Raw genomic sequence first — 15,678 nt, forward strand, 5'->3', positions numbered from 1 at the left:
AAACCGGCAGCCCTCTGCCGGTTTTTTTACGTCCGCTAGCCAGCGGATATCTAACGTTTCACGTACCGCTGCTTCCGCCAGATGGCGCTCCACGATGGTTTCCATCTCGGCCAGATCGTCGGTTTCCGTGGCGCTCAACGTAACCTGCAACAGGTTATCCTGCACATCCAGCCGGACCTCACCGATGCTCAGTCGAAACTGCCCGCTGTGCTCATCGCTGACAACCGGCGTGCGATGTTGGAAATGGCTGCACAGGCGGCGCATAAATCGCGAAGCATTGGGCGTACTGATGCAGGCGATACTGGTGTGCACGCCCTCTGCCGGAGCCGGCGTGGTCAGCAGATGTTCAATGCGTTCGGCGGCGAGATGAATCGCCTGCGCCAGGCTAACGACCATACCGGCAGGCAGCGGTTCATATTTCAGCCGCAGGCTCAGCGCCCGCTTCAGGTGGTCCATTGCTTCTACCAGCACCGCCGGCGATTCCCGGTTAGCCTGCGGCGCGACCCGCGACTTGAGCATATCCATGACCGCCTGATTAGCCGTCAGCCATGCCCGGCCCTCTTCGGTAATGCTGTAGCGCTTGCGGCCGCCCTTTTCCAGATCGATAACCGCATAGTTGCGGTCATACAGCCAGGTCAGGGTCGGATAGATTACCCCCGGGCTGGGCTTATACAACCCGCCAAAACGTTCTTTAATGTCATGAATGAGTTCGTACCCATGGCTCGGCTGTTCAGACAGCATCGCCAGGAGCAGCACGCGTAGCTCACCGTAATCGAATACCCGCCCACGACGCCCGGACTGACCCGCATTCTGCGGGACAGCCGTCGCGTTGTCGTTACCGGCGGATTTTTTTCCGGAGCGTTGTGTTTGTTCCATCGTCGACTCCTTTATCATCCACTGCAACATAACTAAACTTTAAATATATCTTAAAGAGATGGCGCAGGCCTGAATTTTGTTCGCCAACGGAATAAGCGCGGGAAAGCGGAGAAACGATCGCGAAAAGTGGGTTAAAGGACGGCGATAAAATCACACTGTATGCGAATATTGCCGCTCAGTTTGGCATCGATGGCGTACCTGGCCGGACGCGATGCCGGATCAGGGAAATAGCGGATCCAGTGGCGGTTCACCGTTTCGCGTTCGTTTCTGTCCGCCATCAACAGCGTCAGTCGGGCAATGTTGTCCAGCGTCCCGCCGGCGTCCTCAATCAGCGTTTTGATATGGGCAAACATCAGCGCGCACTGGCCATCAAGATCGTCCGGTACCTGCCGGGTCTGCGGATCGCGGCCATAAATCACACCGGAAAAGACCATATTGCCAATCCGACAGGCGGCAGGCACGGGATTGGCGTGAACAAAGGCCTCGCTGTAAATACTTTTTCTGTTACTCATATTTGTCTCCAGTCAGGATCTACCGCCGGCAGACCCTGATACTCATAAAATGACAATATCGTCACGATTAATATTCACTGTCCGGCATCATCGCGCCGAATTTATAAACCAGGCGTAGACGTTCCGCATGATAATCACCGGTTACCGGTGACGGCGAGTCAATATAGTCAAATTCAAATTCAGCATGTAATCGCGGGGTCAGGTTATAACCCAATATCATAAATCCGGCATTAATATCCTTAGCGGCAATCGGATAATAAATCCCGCTGGAGTCTTTTAAATTCAGACGAGTATAGCCTAATACCGCCAGCGCGTTTTGATTATGATAAACATAGCGCAACGCCAGCGCGTCGCCGGGCTGATTGCTGGTGATCATCGATGCCAGCGGTTGCCCGGCCTCAATCGGCGTGGTGTCATAAATACCGAAATTATATGGCGCGAAATAGGCGCCATTTAAAAACGCCCCGTCCTTGCTGGGAACATGAGTGGCAATCACCGAGAAACTATGATTACGTGAGCGCACACCCACTCGCGCAGAATAAAGATCGGTGTCGATATTTTTATACGGCCAGGACTGATCCGATGTATCCCATTCATGCAAATACTGTGCGCCGAAAAATGGCGTCCAGTGTCCCACGCTTAGCCCATGTACCGGCAGTTCGCCGCCGACAAAAGCCATCTGCGCACGTTTATCAAAGTGATAATACCAGGACTCGGCCTGGGCATCGTACAGCTGGCCATAGCGCAGACCGAAGGTGGAGAAACCATCGCTGTCGACCGAGGGAATCGTCGTATCATCGACCTCGGGCGCCCCGGTATCTCCCTTACCAAAGGTATCAGAGCTGAAGGGTTTGAAACGATAGATTCGGTAGCCATACAGCTTTAACGGCTGCTTATCCAGCAAAGAGTAATCGCCGCCAAACCCCTCATATAAGGCAGGAATCATGGTACGACCTTCGCCGCCGTTGGCGAAAGGCGTATCGAGCGCAATTCGTCCCCCCTGCAAATTAAATCCATAGCCACGATAGCGCAGATAAGCCTTGCCTAGGACATTGATATTATCCGCCGGCAGATAAATTTCCGTCTTTTCACTGTTATCGGGATTGAGGCCTAAATTCCACGAAGCATAATCTGCGACACCAAAACTAAAACCATAAAGTTCCGGGCTGACGTATTGAATATCACCGCCAAAGGCGTGCGTTTGTTTATCCGCGACGGTACCGTTAAATTCTTTAAAAAAATGCATAGTTTTGACTTCGCCGTAAATATTCCCTTGCGAAAGCCAGTCGTTGAATGAATCAGAGTCGCCACCCGTGGATACCGTATTTGCGTAACAACTGCCGCACATCAACGCCAGCGGAAATAACGCCAGCGTTGAGACTCTGAATGAACAGTTTAATTCCATTGCCAGATAACCTCATTGTAGGAGACAGAGATATTTTTTTATTTACCGCCCGGAGCCTGTTCAGGCAGGCTCATAGAGAATGGCGCGTCAATGCGCCCACCCGCGCTACGCCCCAGGGTTCGCGACGGGTGATATCAACAGAAATTAAAACCAACTGATTTATTTGCGCGTTTGCGCCAATAAGGCCTTGCCGTAATCATTGCCATTCGGAATCCGCGTAATCGTGTGAATATGAAAACGCGCCGGCTGCTCATTGGTCAGCCACATGCCGCTATGGTGATCGAACTCCAGCATCACCACCGGACTTTGAATACGGTAATAAAAGACATCGTCATCGCCGCAGCCGCCAATCCAACACCACCAGGTTTCCTCAAGATGCTGTTCAATGCACGCCAGCCGGCGCTGTCGCGGAGCATCGGGCAAAAAATCGAGGAAGCAGGCAATCGTCGCCATTAACATCTTGCGCTGCGCCGGACTGAACTCCGCCACACAAATTCCCTCATAAGGAATCATGCGGTTATCCTGAAACGCCCCGCCCAGGTGGCGCTGATCGGCAAAGTTAAAGCGCTCTGGCGGCATGGCCGGATCTTCCATCTGCTGGAAAATCGTTGCTCGTTTTTGCTGACGCGGAGTCAACGCCTGCATTAACGCCAGACCGCAGCGCTCTTCGTCGCTAAACAACGTCGCGTCACTGTCATCGCCGCGATCGATAACGTTTGGCTCCACGCCCATAAACGTGGGGGCGATAGTCAACTGACGTCCGACGATAAAGCAGCAAAACGCGACATGATGGCCGTAGATACTCCACCCCCAGGGCCGATCCGCAGAAGGCTCGCCGAACAGCATAAAATGGAAGCTCCAGCGGTTCATGATGTTATTCAGGTCATACAGCTCACCAAGGAAATGGTTGGCATCCATCAGGCGCGACACTTTGCGAAATCCCTGCTCGCTGGTGCAGGCCCTCAGTAACCCGAGAAACGCGTCGCGCGTCGCCGGAGAGGTCGCTTCAAGGCGCACGCCGTAGTCATTGAACGGAATTTCCGGGTTATACCAGGCTCGCCACTGCGGCGCATCTATCGGCTGGCAGACGCGCTGGTGCTGCGACGGCTCCAGCGTCAGCAGCAGCGCCCTGGCGACGGCGACCGCCTCGTCGACGGCAAACCCTTCATCGGCTAACGCGAAAAGCCCATCGCGTACCCTGCCGTCAGTGGTGATCCCGCGAAACGTTTCATCCAGGCTGGCCTGCCACTGGGCCTGTAGGTCACGCGCCTTTTCCGTCGCCAGCATCCGGGCGCCATAGGTGGCGACATCCACGTTGCGCGCGGCCAGAATACGTGGCGCGTCGGCGGGCAGAAGATAATCACGAAAAGAGTTACTGCTCATCACGCCTCCCACGCTATAGCGTCGTCTTCTGCCACCACGCGATGTTCTATCGCCCCGAGGCCGTCGATGGTCAGATGCAGCAGATCGCCCGGTTGCAGGAAGCGCCCGGTCGGCGCGCCAATCCCGGACGGTGTTCCGGTAGCGAGCACGTCGCCCGGCTCCAGGGTCATCACCGATGAGAGGTACTCAATCTGTTGATATATGTTGTAAATCATATCGCCGGTAGAGGCGTGCTGACGTTGTTCACCGTTCACCGTTAGCGTCATCTGTAGCGCCAACGGGTCGGCAATTTCATCGCAGGTCGTCAGCCACGGTCCCAGCGGCCCGTGCGTATCGAATGATTTACCGAGCGTAAAGGTCGGCGATTTTTTCAGCCAGTCGCGCGCGGAGAGATCGTTGACGATCAGATAGCCGGCAATCACCGCGGGGGCATCGCCGGCACAGACGTGGCGACAGCGGCGACCGATAACCACACCGAGCTCGATTTCATAATCCATCTGCTCGCTGATGCGCGGCTTAACAACCGGATCAAAGGGCCCGCTGATGCAGGAAACCTGCTTGTTAAACCACATTTGCGATGACGGGATCGCGATCCCCGCCCGGCGTGCCTCCTCGGCATGCTGGCGATAGTTCATACCAATGCCGAGAAACTTCTGCGGGTCGTGAATCGGGGCCTCCAGGCGGACCTCCTCTAGCGCAATGGCCGGCCCGGCGACCCGCTCAAGTCGTTCGCGAAGCGCCGGCAGAGCGTTGAGCAACTGGCGCATGGAGTGGTCGATGCCGGTGATTTCTGATAAATCAATGACCGTAGAATCAACCACTTTGCCAAGCCGGGTACGTCCGTGGTGGGTGTAGCGCACGAGCTTCATAGCACTCCTTCTACGCCCCAAAGGGCGTCATTTGTGACAATATAATTTGCCAGCCCTGTGGGGAACGACGCAGAACCAGCGTGGAAAAACCGTGGCGAACCCTTTCGGCGCCATCGTGCAGTGAACGGACCACGTTGCGCGTTTCGCCGCTGATGAGGGCAATATCGCCCAGCAGACGAATGTCAGGCGTTGGCCGTTCGATAGCCACAAAGCCGCCCATTTTCACCACGTGTTCGAGAAACCCGGCTTTACCCTGTACCATTCCGGTGCTGTGAATATGAACAAGATCGTCGGCCAGGAGCGCCGCCAGACGCACGCTATCACCGGCCACCAGTGCCTGCTGACGCTGCGTCTCAAGCGTCAATAGCGCCAGGACATCCGCATTCATAGCAGCCCCTCATAGGAACCGCCGTCGAGCTGCAGGTTTTGTCCGGAAATATAGGAAGCCTGCTGGCTACAGAGAAAGGCGCAGGCCGCAGCGAACTCCTCCGGGCGGCCAAAGCGCCCGGCGGCGATTGTCGCCTCATTGCGTCGGCGCGCCTCTTGCAGACTGATACCCTCTTTATCCATCAGCCGCTGCAGCATAAATGCCTGGCGTGGCGTATCGATCCGCTCCGGAAGCAGATTGTTGATGGTCACATTGTCGGCCACCACCTCACGGCCAATTGCTTTGCTGATGGCCGTCAGCGCCGTCCGCGCCGAGGTGGATAGCCCCATCATGTAGTGCGGCGCTTTGACCATGGCCGAAGTGATATTGACGATCCGCCCGAAGCGCTGCTGCTGCATCGCCGGCAGCCAGGCGCGAATCAGCTGTACCGCTGGAATAAAATTGGCCGCCATCGCTCCCAGCAGCGCCTCCTCGTGCCAGTCGGCAAGTACGCCGGGCTGAGGCCCGGCGTTATTCGTCACCAGAATGTCGATTTTCGGCCAGGCTGCCAGGATCGCCGCGCGCCCCGCCGGCTGCGTCAGATCGGCAGTGACGGTCGTGACGGCAACCTGAGGAAAGCGCTGACGCAGCGCCGATGCCGCCTGCGCCAGCTTCTGTTCATAACGCCCGTTTAGCGTGACGTTCACGCCTTCTGCCGCCAGTGCCGTCGCACAGGCCAGACCGAGCCCTTGCGATGATGCGCAGACGAAAGCCTGTTTTCCGCCAATCCCCAGATCCATTCTCCGCTCCTGAATGTTAATTATTGGTAAAATAATGTACATATATTGATATATCTCAAATTACGATATGTCTAGATATCAACCAGAGGATTAGATGAAAGTCGGAGATGGCTCACGAAAGCGGCCGCTGTCGGCGGGAACCAGAAATCGACGTGCGGGCGCCGCCCTGTATCAGGTAGCGAGGGGGGAGATGGCCGGAGCACGCGCGCCCACAAGGCGCGACGCAGGATCAGCGGGACGAAAGTGCGCTAGCTAAGCTGCGCCAGCTGCTGTTGAATCTCATCGAGGAACAGCGGTAACGCGCTGGGCTGATAGTCGCGCGATAAATAGATGCCGTACACGCTGAGCGCTTTCGGCGTCCAGCCCGGCAACACCAGCTTCAACGCCCCACTGTTGAGCGCGCGCTGCGCTTCCAGTTCCGGCAGCATCGCGATACCGCATCCGGCTACCGCCGCTTCCAGCAGTAATGAGGAGATCCCGGCGCTGAGGTTGCCGGAGACCGCCACGGAGACGGCTTCGCCCTGCGGATCGCTGAACTGCCAGGTCGGCGTGGCGAAATGGCTGTAGTGCAGACAGTTATGTGCGCTGAGCTCCGCCGGCGTCTGCGGCTGGCCATGTAACTGTAGCCAGCGCGGCGATGCGCACAGCACCGAACGGCAGACCCCCAGCCGACGGGCAATCGCTCCTGGCTCCGGGTTATCGGTGATACGAATCGCCACGTCAATACGCTCGCCGATCAGGCTCACCGGATGGTTATTGATATCCAGTTCCAGACGCAGCTGGGGATAACGGGCGAGAAAATCGGGTAACAGCGGCGAAATCAGCTGCATGGCCGTAAAGTGAGCGCAGGCGACGCGTAGCGTGCCGCTGGGCACCGCCCGCTCGGTCTGCCCGGCAATTTCATCCGACAGTTGCGTCAGGCTGCGGGTTTTTTGCAGCACCTTCTCCCCGGCGGCGGTTAAGGTTAATTTACGCGTCGAACGGTGAATCAGGCGGGTACCCGCCCAGTGTTCCATCTGTTCCAGATAGCGACTGACCATCGGGCGCGACATCCCCAGCGCGCGGGCCGCTGCGCTCAGGCTCCCCAGTTCGCAGATCCGCATGTAGACCTGCGCGGCAATAATTCTGTCCATCTTTCACTTCCATCTGCACGTTTTATGAAACTCAGCATCTCTTTTTTCAGGAATTTTCGCAAATCAGGAAATCCGTAAAATAGCGTTATTGATCAGACACAGAGAAAACCACCATGAAATTATCCGCCCTTGCCGTTGCCACCGCACTGTTCAGCTCCGCTGCCTTTGCCGCACCTTTAACATTGCAGACCTATAACCCGCAGGATAAAGGTATCTTCGCCGTCAACTCGACGCTGGCCTCCGGTCCGCATGAGGCGGTGCTGTTTGACGCGCAATTTAGCGTTAAAGACGGCGAGAAGCTGGTGGAGATGATCCGTAAAAGCGGCAAAAAGCTGACCCGCATCGTCATCACCTCCGGCGACCCGGACTTTTACTTTGGCCTTGAGCCGCTGGTGAAGGCCTTCCCGCAGGCAAAAATCGTGGCGACCTCGGAGGTGGTTAAGCATATTGAGGCGACCAAATCGGCAAAACTGGCCTTCTGGGGCCCGCAGATGAAAGACGGCGCGCCAAAGCAGCTTTATACGCCGCAGGTCATTGAAGCTAACACCTTTACTATCGACGGCGAGAAAGTCCGCATCCTCCAGCCGCAGCACTACGCGGCATTCGTGTGGATCCCGGCGAATAAAGCGATCCTCGGCGGCACCGGCGTGGCCTGGGGCATGCACGTGTGGACCGCCGACACCCAGAGCGCGGAAAGTCGTCAGCAGTGGCGCACCACGCTCGACGATATGGCCGCCCTGCACCCGCAGCAGGTGATTCCGGGTCACTATCTCGGGACGCCGCCGGCCGGCGATCGCGCGATTACCTTCACCCGCGACTATCTGCAGCAGTTTGAGCAGGCGCTGAAAGCCCATAAAGATTCCGCCGGAGTGATTGCCGAAATGAAGCAGCGCTGGCCAAATCTGGCGGAAGAGAGTTCTCTCGAGCTCAGCGCGAAAGTGAATACCGGCGAGATGAAGTGGTAACAAGCGTCGCCTGCAACTGAACCGGGGCCTGACGATGTTCAGGCCCCGGGTTGAGGCACGGGGTTACTGAATTTTCACGTTTCGGGCGTTAATCACCTTAATACCGCGATCGTCGTCGTGAAAATGTCCTTCCGTGGGTTCCGTATTCCAGGTCTCCAGCAGCCGTTCTTCAGGCGCCAGCGCATAGCTAAAGTTTCGGATGCTCACATTGTCGATCGGCGCTTCCGGTAGCCCGACAATAAACGCGGCGCTGGAGAGCACGTTGGTCGCCAGCACATTCTCAATCAGGATATCGCGGATGTGCGGCGTCATTGCGCTCAGCGGCTGCGGCTGTTCGGAAAGCGTTACGTCGCGTTCATGCGCCAGCACGCCAGGGGCAAAATATTGACCGATCACAATCGGACACCAGCAGCCATCCATCGTCAAATCGCGCAAAGTGATGTTTTTAATCGTACCGCCCCGCCCACGCCGCGATTTCAGGCGAATCGCCCGCTGGGTGCCTTCGAAAACGCAATCGCTCACCGACACATTTTCAATGCCCCCTGCCGTTTCCGAACCAATGGCGATGCCGCCATGGCTGGCGAGGATACGACAGCGGCGCGCCGTGACGTTGCGGGTGGGTCTGTTGATGCGCAGGCCGTCCGCCCCCGAGCCGGATTTTAAGGTAATCGCATCGTCACCCACATCAAACAGACAATCCTCGATAGTAATATTCTCGGAAGAATCCAGATCGATGGCATCGGTATTGATGGCATCGGCCGGATTGAGGATTGTCACTCCGCTGATGACGATGTCACGGGAATAGACGGTATGCAGGGTCCAGAACGGTGAGTTCTGCAAGGTGATCCCCTGCAGGTGAATCGCCGAGCATTTCCAGAACTGAACCAGCGGCGGGCGCAGGAACTGGGTCTGAGGACGCCCGCCGCCGCCGGGGCGAGAACGATAATCCGGATTCAGCGCCGCCAGCTGCCGCTCCCAGCTTTCCCGCGGCGCCTGACGGTCCTCCTCTTCAATCTGACGGAACGTATCCCACCACCACTGGCCCGCCCCCTCAATCACCCCCGCCCCGCGAAGGGTAATGTTGCAGGCATCCGCGGCGTACAAAAGCGGGTGCAGCGCATAGCATTCAATCCCCTCCCAGCGTGTCCAGACCGGCGGGTAGAGCTGCGGGTCGGCAATAAAGCGGATCGTTGCCCCTTCTTCCAGGGTCAGCGTCATATGGCTGTACAGAGTCAACGGCCCCGTCAACCAGGTGCCCGGCGGAAAGATAATCTCTGCGCAATGTTCCTCGCTGGCCGTACGGGCAGCCTCGTTAATCAGGGTCTGCAGGTCGGTATTGTCGCTGGCAATATAGGTGGTCATTTTTTTACATCCCAAATTTCATCATAAGCGTAGCCGGTGAGATCCTCGACGATGGCCCGGGTTTTCGGGTCCACATCCTCTTTGGCGCCCCCCTGCTGCAGGCGGTCCATCTCGGCCTTAACGACCTTGTGGGTTTGCGGGTTCAAATTGAAGGTGCGAATCAGATACAGGGAGTAAATCAGGCAAATGAGCGGAATAAAAATAAATGCGATCATGATAGCGATTTGTGCCGCAGGTATTTGTACCGCCAGCGATTTATCAAATCCGCCGAAGGCAAGAATCCAGCCAATAATCGCCGAGCCAATCGCGCCGGTTAATTTTCTGGTAAAGGTCTGGCAGGCGGAAAAGGTTCCTGCCCGCAGTTTGGTGGAAACCAGAGTATCGACATCCGGCACCAGCGGAATTACGTTCCACACCGTATATTCCATCGTCTGGCGGCCAATCTGGAATAAGGCTGACAATATCAGAATGGTCACAAATGCCGCGCTATCGGAGAGCTGAATATGAAAGACATATAACCCCAGATAATAAATGAGGACGGCGATCATCAGTGAAAATGCCATTGACCACAGCCATTTCGGCCCAAATTTAAACATAAAAAAGGTGGCGATCGGCACCACGATCAATCCAATAATAGAGAGCGACGAAGCGGTCTGCGCCATCCCCTGCGACAGACCCAGGATAAATACGACGTAGAAGAAAAAGGCGGTATTGAAACAGTCCTTCGCGAAGTAGGAGACAAAATAGATAACACAGGTTCGGCGGCAGGCTTTTGTTCTCATCACATGAAGATATTCATTGATAGAGTAAATAATATTTTTCGGCCGCTGCTCTTTAGCGCTGTTCTCAAACGCGTCAACATATCCTGGGGAAAACTCCCAGGTTGTCAGCCACGTAATGATGGTACCGGCAAACAGCACAATGCCAAACACAATCCCGGAAATGGTATAGGCCTGGGGGCTATCGCTGCCCAGCATCACCAGCAGCAGCGCCGGCAAACCGGTGACGGCGAAGGTCCCGAAGGCGGAGACGAACATCCGCACGGAGCTCAGCTTCACCCGCTCGTGCGCTTTATCGGTCATTTCCGTGGCAAGCGTTTCATAGGCAATATTATTAAACGACTGGGCGGTATCAAGCAGGAACAGCACCACGAAATACCACAGCCAGGAACCGACATGGACCGTAAACAGCAGCGGGAAACAGATTAAGGTGAGCGTCGCGCCGATCAAAAATAAAATATGTCGCCGCCCTAATCTGCGCCCAATTGCCGTGCGGAAGAGTTGATCGGAAACGCCGCCAATCACGCCACAGACGATCATATCCAGTATTTTCAGCGCGAATAACATGGTACCCACCACCCCGGCATTTAACCCCGCCCAGGTGCTGAGGAATATCATCAGGTAAGAGCCGACCAACGTTCCCCATGCCGACCCGTTGAGATCGTTCATGGCATAACCTAAGGAACGCAGCAGCGTAATCGGTCTTTTTCTATATACGCGCAACTCCTCATAATTAATTTTTTTCAATTTATTGTCCTTTTTATTATATTCCCCATTAAATAGCGCCCGGCAAGCGCGCTCGATGCAACACTCATCAAGGTAATATTTATGCGCATTATCACAATTACGTAATTTCACTAACTGGTTGTGAAAATTAATAATTGTGCGGGAGATAACAAAAAGCCGGAGCGGAGAATGGTGATAAATTTCGTCGGGTTAAGGGCTGCCGCGGGCCTTATTTCTCGCTCGATAATGGCGGTCCCGGCATAATATTTTGCCGCATAAGGTTGCCATTGGCGGAAAAATAGACCACGATAGATAGCACGGTCGCGCTAGCGCGCCGTTCTTAGGGTTACATTTCGTCCGGCCACGCCGGGCTTGTCCTTGAAACAGAACTGGATTAAGGAGTAAGAATGAAATCGAACCACCAGGCACGTCATCTTCTCGGTCTGAACTATAAACTGTCGCAGCAGAAAAAAGTGGTGCTGGACGGCGATGTGGAAACGACAATTAACCACGCTCATGCCACCGGCCGTAAGCGCCGCGCGGGTTAATTTCTCAGCTGAATGATGATAAAAACACCGTCCTTTCGTCAGGATGGTGTTTTTTTAATACAATTTCCCCTCTTTGATAACATCTGCTCTATACTGCTCCCGCTGCATTCCCTGCCAGCCCGCACGCTTATCGCCGCGCACGGTCTGAAGTGAACATCAAGGAGTTAGTGCGATGCAATTCACCCATAAGAAAAACCGTTCCCTGTATATCCCCTACGCTGGCCCCGTTCTGCTCGAATTTCCCCTTCTCAACAAAGGTAGCGCCTTCAGCATGGAAGAGCGCAGCAGCTTTAACCTGCTCGGCCTGCTGCCAGAAGTTGTTGAAACAATTGAGGAACAAGCTGAACGTGCATGGATCCAGTACCAGGGGTTTAAAACTGAGATCGACAAACATATTTACCTGCGCAACATTCAGGACACCAACGAAACCCTCTTTTATCGCCTGATTGGCAACCATCTCGATGAGATGATGCCGGTCATCTATACGCCGACCGTTGGCGCCGCCTGCGAGCGCTTCTCTGAGATCTACCGTCGCTCGCGCGGGGTGTTTATCTCCTATCAGAACCGGCACAACCTCGACGATATCCTGCAAAACGTCCCGAATCACAACGTCAAAGTGATCGTCGTCACCGACGGGGAGCGTATTCTGGGTCTCGGCGACCAGGGCATCGGCGGTATGGGGATCCCGATCGGTAAGCTTTCGCTGTACACCACCTGCGGCGGTATCAGCCCGGCCTATACGCTGCCGATCGTGCTGGACGTCGGGACTAACAACCAGCAGCTGCTCGACGATCCGCTGTATATGGGCTGGCGCCATCCGCGTATTACCGACGATGAGTATTATCAGTTTGTCGATGATGTTATCCAGGCCATTAAGCACCGCTGGCCGGACGTTCTGCTGCAGTTCGAAGACTTCGCGCAGAAAAACGCCATGCCGCTGCTCAACCGCTATCGCAATGAGATTTGTTCATTCAATGATGATATCCAGGGCACCGCCTCGGTGACCGTAGGCACGCTGATTGCCGCCAGCCGCGGTGCGGGCAGCCAGCTGAGCGAGCAGAAAATCGTCTTCCTCGGCGCCGGCTCCGCCGGTTGCGGGATTGCCGAACAGATTATCGCCCAGATCCAACGCGAAGGATTAAGCGAAGAAGAAGCGCGCCAGCGCGTGTTCATGGTTGACCGTTTCGGCCTGCTGACCGACGCCATGCCGAACCTGCTGCCGTTCCAGAACAAACTGGTGCAGAAGCGTGAAAATCTCCAGCAGTGGGATACCACCAACGAAGTGCTCTCCCTGCTTGACGTTGTGCGAAATGTGAAACCGAATATCCTGATCGGTGTTTCCGGCCAGCCGGGTCTGTTCACCGAAGAGATTATTCGCGAGATGCATAAGCACTGCCCGCGTCCCATCGTAATGCCGCTGTCGAACCCGACCTCTCGCGTCGAAGCCACGCCGCAGAACATTCTCAGCTGGACCGACGGCGAAGCGCTGGTTGCCACCGGCAGCCCGTTCGCGCCGGTCACACTGAAAGGTAAGCAGTACGTCATTGCCCAGTGCAATAACTCCTATATCTTCCCCGGTATCGGCCTCGGCGTAATCGCCTCCGGCGCATCGCGAGTCACCGATGAGATGCTGATGGCGGCCAGTGAGACGCTGGCGAAGCACTCACCGTTGGTCAACAATGGCGAAGGCCCGGTTCTGCCGGAACTGAAAGATATCCAGACCGTATCGCGCGCGATCGCTTTCGCGGTCGGTAAAGTCGCTCAGGAACAAGGCGTGGCGGTGAAGACCTCCGCCGAGGCACTGTTGCAGGCGATTAGCGATAACTTTTGGCTGCCGGAGTATCGCAACTACCGCCGCACCTCGATCTGATTAACCGACATCGCAAACGGGCCTGACAACGGGCCCGTTTTTTTGCCGCCGCCCCACTATCTTTAGTCGCTAGCCAAATCGCCGCCCACCTCCTACACTGCTTTCACCTGTCAACTCACTCAATGAAAGGAGGACCCCATGCTGTTATGTGAAATATCTATATTTTCACTGACATTTGGTAATCGTCCCTGCTCAAGCGTTATCGGTATCGTGCTGCGATAACTTCAGCTTGAGCGAAGACACCCCAGACTAATTCCCTTCCCTCGGGCTTACCGGGTTATCGTCAGCGATGTTTGACGAGGCGTTTTTACGCCTGTAACTCTTGAGTAAGTTCACGATGAGTACATTATTTAGCGCGCAATCTCTGCATGTTGAAACGGCATTCGGGCCGCTTTTCACCGACCTCTCCTTTACCCTGAAAAAAGGCGATCGCATCGGCCTGATCGGCCATAACGGCTGCGGCAAAAGTACCCTGCTGCAGGTGCTGGACGGCACGCTGACGCCCGGTGCCGGCAGCGTGGCGCTGGCGCACCATTGCCTGATGGCGCGGGTTGAACAACACCTGCCGGATACCCTGCTACAACAATCGCTGATCGAGGTGGTTCTGGCGCGGCTTGCCGCCAGCGGGCGCGAACAACAGCGCTGGCAGGCAGAACGTCTGCTGGCGGAAATGGGGTTTACGACGGCGGAATTCACGCAGCGTGCGGCAACGCTAAGCGGCGGCCAACATACCCGACTGCTGCTGGCCAGAGCGTTAATTCAGCAGCCGGATCTCCTGCTGCTGGACGAACCCGGCAACCATCTCGATCTGCCGACCCTGCTGTGGCTGGAAAGCTTCTTGCAAACCTGGCAGGGGAGCTTCGTGCTGGTGTCACATGACCCCCTTTTACTGGATGCTGTAACTAATGCCAGTTGGATCCTGCGCGACAAAACCCTGCACGCCTTCTCCCTTCCCTGTAGCGCGGCGCGTCAGGCGCTGGCGGAACGGGACGAAAGCGATGCCCTGCGTCATAAAGCCGAGCAGCGAGAAATCGACCGCGTCACCACCAGCGCTAAACGGCTGGCGACCTGGGGACAGGTGTACGACAACGAAGATCTTTCGCGCAAAGCCAAACAGATGGAGAAACAGGTCGCACGCCTGAAGGAGAGTCAAACCGAGCTGACCGCCGGCACGCCGTGGCGGCTGGCGCTGAACGGTGACGCCCTACGGGCCGATCGTTTACTCGAAATTGAACAACTGCCGGTTCCCCCGGCTCCGGGATTACCAGCTCTGTTCACCGCCGGGCTGGCGCGTCTGCGCAGCGGCGACCGGGTGGCGATTATGGGGCGCAACGGCGGCGGGAAATCATCGTTGCTGCGCCTGCTGTGGCGGCAGATGCAGCAGGCGGCGCCGGATGTCGGACTGCGCCTGCATCCGCGATTACATCCGGGCTACTACGACCAGTCGCTGCGTCAACTGGCGGATAACGCCACGCTGCTGGAGGCGCTGGAGAGCTTCGAACCCGCCGCAGAGCGCCGTAAGCGGGCGCTGATTTCCGCCGGTTTCGGCTGGAGCCGTCACGGGCAAAAGGTCAGCACCCTCAGCGGGGGTGAACGTTCCCGACTGCTGTTTGTCGGGCTGTCGCTGGCGAGCTATAGCCTGCTTCTGCTGGATGAGCCCACCAACCATCTGGATATGGAAGGCAAAGAGGCGCTGGCTGCCTCGCTGCGCGAGTATTCCGGTGGTCTGCTGCTGGTCAGTCATGACCGTCAGCTGATAAGCCAGAGCTGCAACCGCTTCTGGCTGATTGATGATAACGGGCTGAGCGAGTGGCATACCGCCGATGAAGTCTACACCCGCCTGCGCAGCGGGGCGCCCCAGACCGGGAGGCGCGCCGAAGTTGATGCGACGTCCACCGCCGCCGATGACCATGACGCCCTGCTGGAACGGCTGATCGATCTGGAACAACGGCTGGCGGATGATATATCGCGTAAACCTAAGCACCAGAAACCCCACCTGCAGGCGCAGTGGCGCGAGGAGATCGCCGCCATTACTGCCAGACTGAGTTAGAGGAGACTGAATCCCCGCTAAGGTGGCGACACC

Annotated in this window: 14 protein-coding genes; 4 read left to right on the forward strand and 10 right to left on the reverse strand. The window is 56.4% G+C overall.

What is annotated here, in order from left to right:
* The 8 genes from GRPL_RS26290 to GRPL_RS08340 form a co-directional block, all read right to left on the reverse strand.
* On the reverse strand, nt 1-876 hold an 876-nt coding region (locus tag GRPL_RS26290; RefSeq protein ID WP_072010686.1), incomplete at its 3' end, for a DUF2218 domain-containing protein.
* A 131-nt stretch (nt 877-1,007) separates the two neighbouring features.
* Nucleotides 1,008-1,388, reverse strand: a complete 381-nt coding sequence (locus GRPL_RS08370) for a RidA family protein (protein WP_032687782.1) — start codon at nt 1,386-1,388, stop codon at nt 1,008-1,010.
* Nucleotides 1,389-1,455: 67 nt separating this feature from the next.
* Nucleotides 1,456-2,634 carry a hypothetical protein gene (locus GRPL_RS08365; protein ID WP_228134581.1) on the reverse strand — a complete coding sequence of 393 codons (1,179 nt, stop codon included), beginning with the start codon at nt 2,632-2,634 and terminating at the stop codon, nt 1,456-1,458.
* Between the two features lie 318 nt (nt 2,635-2,952).
* Entirely contained in the window at nt 2,953-4,176 is a 1,224-nt protein-coding gene (locus GRPL_RS08360; RefSeq protein WP_032687784.1) for a DUF3500 domain-containing protein, read from the reverse strand.
* Complete coding sequence (locus GRPL_RS08355) at nt 4,176-5,045, reverse strand: fumarylacetoacetate hydrolase family protein (RefSeq protein WP_032699899.1); 870 nt, start codon at nt 5,043-5,045, stop codon at nt 4,176-4,178. The genes GRPL_RS08360 and GRPL_RS08355 overlap by 1 nt, the downstream gene beginning before the upstream one ends.
* Before the next feature lie 10 nt (nt 5,046-5,055).
* Nucleotides 5,056-5,433 carry a nuclear transport factor 2 family protein gene (locus GRPL_RS08350; protein ID WP_032699901.1) on the reverse strand — a complete coding sequence of 126 codons (378 nt, stop codon included), beginning with the start codon at nt 5,431-5,433 and terminating at the stop codon, nt 5,056-5,058.
* Nucleotides 5,430-6,212 carry an SDR family oxidoreductase gene (locus GRPL_RS08345; protein WP_032687788.1) on the reverse strand — a complete coding sequence of 261 codons (783 nt, stop codon included), beginning with the start codon at nt 6,210-6,212 and terminating at the stop codon, nt 5,430-5,432. The genes GRPL_RS08350 and GRPL_RS08345 overlap by 4 nt, the downstream gene beginning before the upstream one ends.
* A 248-nt stretch (nt 6,213-6,460) precedes the next feature.
* Nucleotides 6,461-7,345 carry a LysR family transcriptional regulator gene (locus GRPL_RS08340; RefSeq protein WP_032699903.1) on the reverse strand — a complete coding sequence of 295 codons (885 nt, stop codon included), beginning with the start codon at nt 7,343-7,345 and terminating at the stop codon, nt 6,461-6,463.
* 113 nt (nt 7,346-7,458) lie between these two features.
* Between GRPL_RS08340 and GRPL_RS08335 the strand changes: the two genes are divergently transcribed.
* On the forward strand, nt 7,459-8,310 hold the full coding sequence (locus tag GRPL_RS08335; RefSeq protein WP_032687790.1) for a Vmh family MBL fold metallo-hydrolase: 852 nt from the start codon (nt 7,459-7,461) through the stop codon (nt 8,308-8,310).
* A gap of 63 nt (nt 8,311-8,373) precedes the next feature.
* Here GRPL_RS08335 and GRPL_RS08330 read toward each other — a convergent pair whose 3' ends face one another.
* Complete coding sequence (locus GRPL_RS08330) at nt 8,374-9,672, reverse strand: glycoside hydrolase family 28 protein (RefSeq protein WP_032699904.1); 1,299 nt, start codon at nt 9,670-9,672, stop codon at nt 8,374-8,376.
* The gene (locus GRPL_RS08325; RefSeq protein WP_080718637.1) at nt 9,669-11,120 is read right to left on the reverse strand and encodes an MFS transporter; all 1,452 of its coding nucleotides are present in this window, start codon (nt 11,118-11,120) and stop codon (nt 9,669-9,671) included. Before GRPL_RS08325 ends, GRPL_RS08330 begins: the two co-directional genes overlap by 4 nt.
* A gap of 464 nt (nt 11,121-11,584) precedes the next feature.
* Here GRPL_RS08325 and sra point away from each other — a divergent pair, with 464 nt between their 5' ends.
* The 3 genes from sra (at nt 11,585) to GRPL_RS08310 (ending at nt 15,645) form a co-directional block, all read left to right on the forward strand.
* Nucleotides 11,585-11,725 carry a stationary-phase-induced ribosome-associated protein gene (gene sra, locus GRPL_RS08320; protein ID WP_004861775.1) on the forward strand — a complete coding sequence of 47 codons (141 nt, stop codon included), beginning with the start codon at nt 11,585-11,587 and terminating at the stop codon, nt 11,723-11,725.
* Nucleotides 11,726-11,897: 172 nt separating this feature from the next.
* Nucleotides 11,898-13,595 (forward strand): NAD-dependent malic enzyme, encoded by a 1,698-nt coding sequence (locus tag GRPL_RS08315; protein WP_004861771.1) that lies wholly within the window; start codon nt 11,898-11,900, stop codon nt 13,593-13,595.
* A gap of 337 nt (nt 13,596-13,932) precedes the next feature.
* Nucleotides 13,933-15,645: an ABC-F family ATP-binding cassette domain-containing protein gene (locus GRPL_RS08310; protein ID WP_032699906.1), complete on the forward strand. Its 1,713-nt coding sequence runs from the start codon at nt 13,933-13,935 to the stop codon at nt 15,643-15,645.
* Nucleotides 15,646-15,678 lie beyond the last annotated feature (33 nt).

The organism is Klebsiella planticola ATCC 33531, from assembly GCF_000735435.1.
Taxonomy (GTDB): Bacteria; Pseudomonadota; Gammaproteobacteria; order Enterobacterales; family Enterobacteriaceae; genus Klebsiella; species Klebsiella planticola.

Bases quoted from the DNA above. Each gene is read 5' to 3' on its own strand.
- GRPL_RS08370 (WP_032687782.1), bottom strand. From the start codon at position 1,388: ATGAGTAACAGAAAAAGTATTTACAGCGAGGCCTTTGTTCACGCCAAT.
- GRPL_RS08365 (WP_228134581.1), bottom strand. From the start codon at position 2,634: ATGCATTTTTTTAAAGAATTTAACGGTACCGTCGCGGATAAACAAACG.
- GRPL_RS08360 (WP_032687784.1), bottom strand. From the start codon at position 4,176: ATGAGCAGTAACTCTTTTCGTGATTATCTTCTGCCCGCCGACGCGCCA.
- GRPL_RS08355 (WP_032699899.1), bottom strand. From the start codon at position 5,045: ATGAAGCTCGTGCGCTACACCCACCACGGACGTACCCGGCTTGGCAAA.
- GRPL_RS08350 (WP_032699901.1), bottom strand. From the start codon at position 5,433: ATGAATGCGGATGTCCTGGCGCTATTGACGCTTGAGACGCAGCGTCAG.
- GRPL_RS08345 (WP_032687788.1), bottom strand. From the start codon at position 6,212: ATGGATCTGGGGATTGGCGGAAAACAGGCTTTCGTCTGCGCATCATCG.
- GRPL_RS08340 (WP_032699903.1), bottom strand. From the start codon at position 7,345: ATGGACAGAATTATTGCCGCGCAGGTCTACATGCGGATCTGCGAACTG.
- GRPL_RS08335 (WP_032687790.1), top strand. From the start codon at position 7,459: ATGAAATTATCCGCCCTTGCCGTTGCCACCGCACTGTTCAGCTCCGCT.
- GRPL_RS08330 (WP_032699904.1), bottom strand. From the start codon at position 9,672: ATGACCACCTATATTGCCAGCGACAATACCGACCTGCAGACCCTGATT.
- GRPL_RS08325 (WP_080718637.1), bottom strand. From the start codon at position 11,120: ATGAACGATCTCAACGGGTCGGCATGGGGAACGTTGGTCGGCTCTTAC.
- sra (WP_004861775.1), top strand. From the start codon at position 11,585: ATGAAATCGAACCACCAGGCACGTCATCTTCTCGGTCTGAACTATAAA.
- GRPL_RS08315 (WP_004861771.1), top strand. From the start codon at position 11,898: ATGCAATTCACCCATAAGAAAAACCGTTCCCTGTATATCCCCTACGCT.
- GRPL_RS08310 (WP_032699906.1), top strand. From the start codon at position 13,933: ATGAGTACATTATTTAGCGCGCAATCTCTGCATGTTGAAACGGCATTC.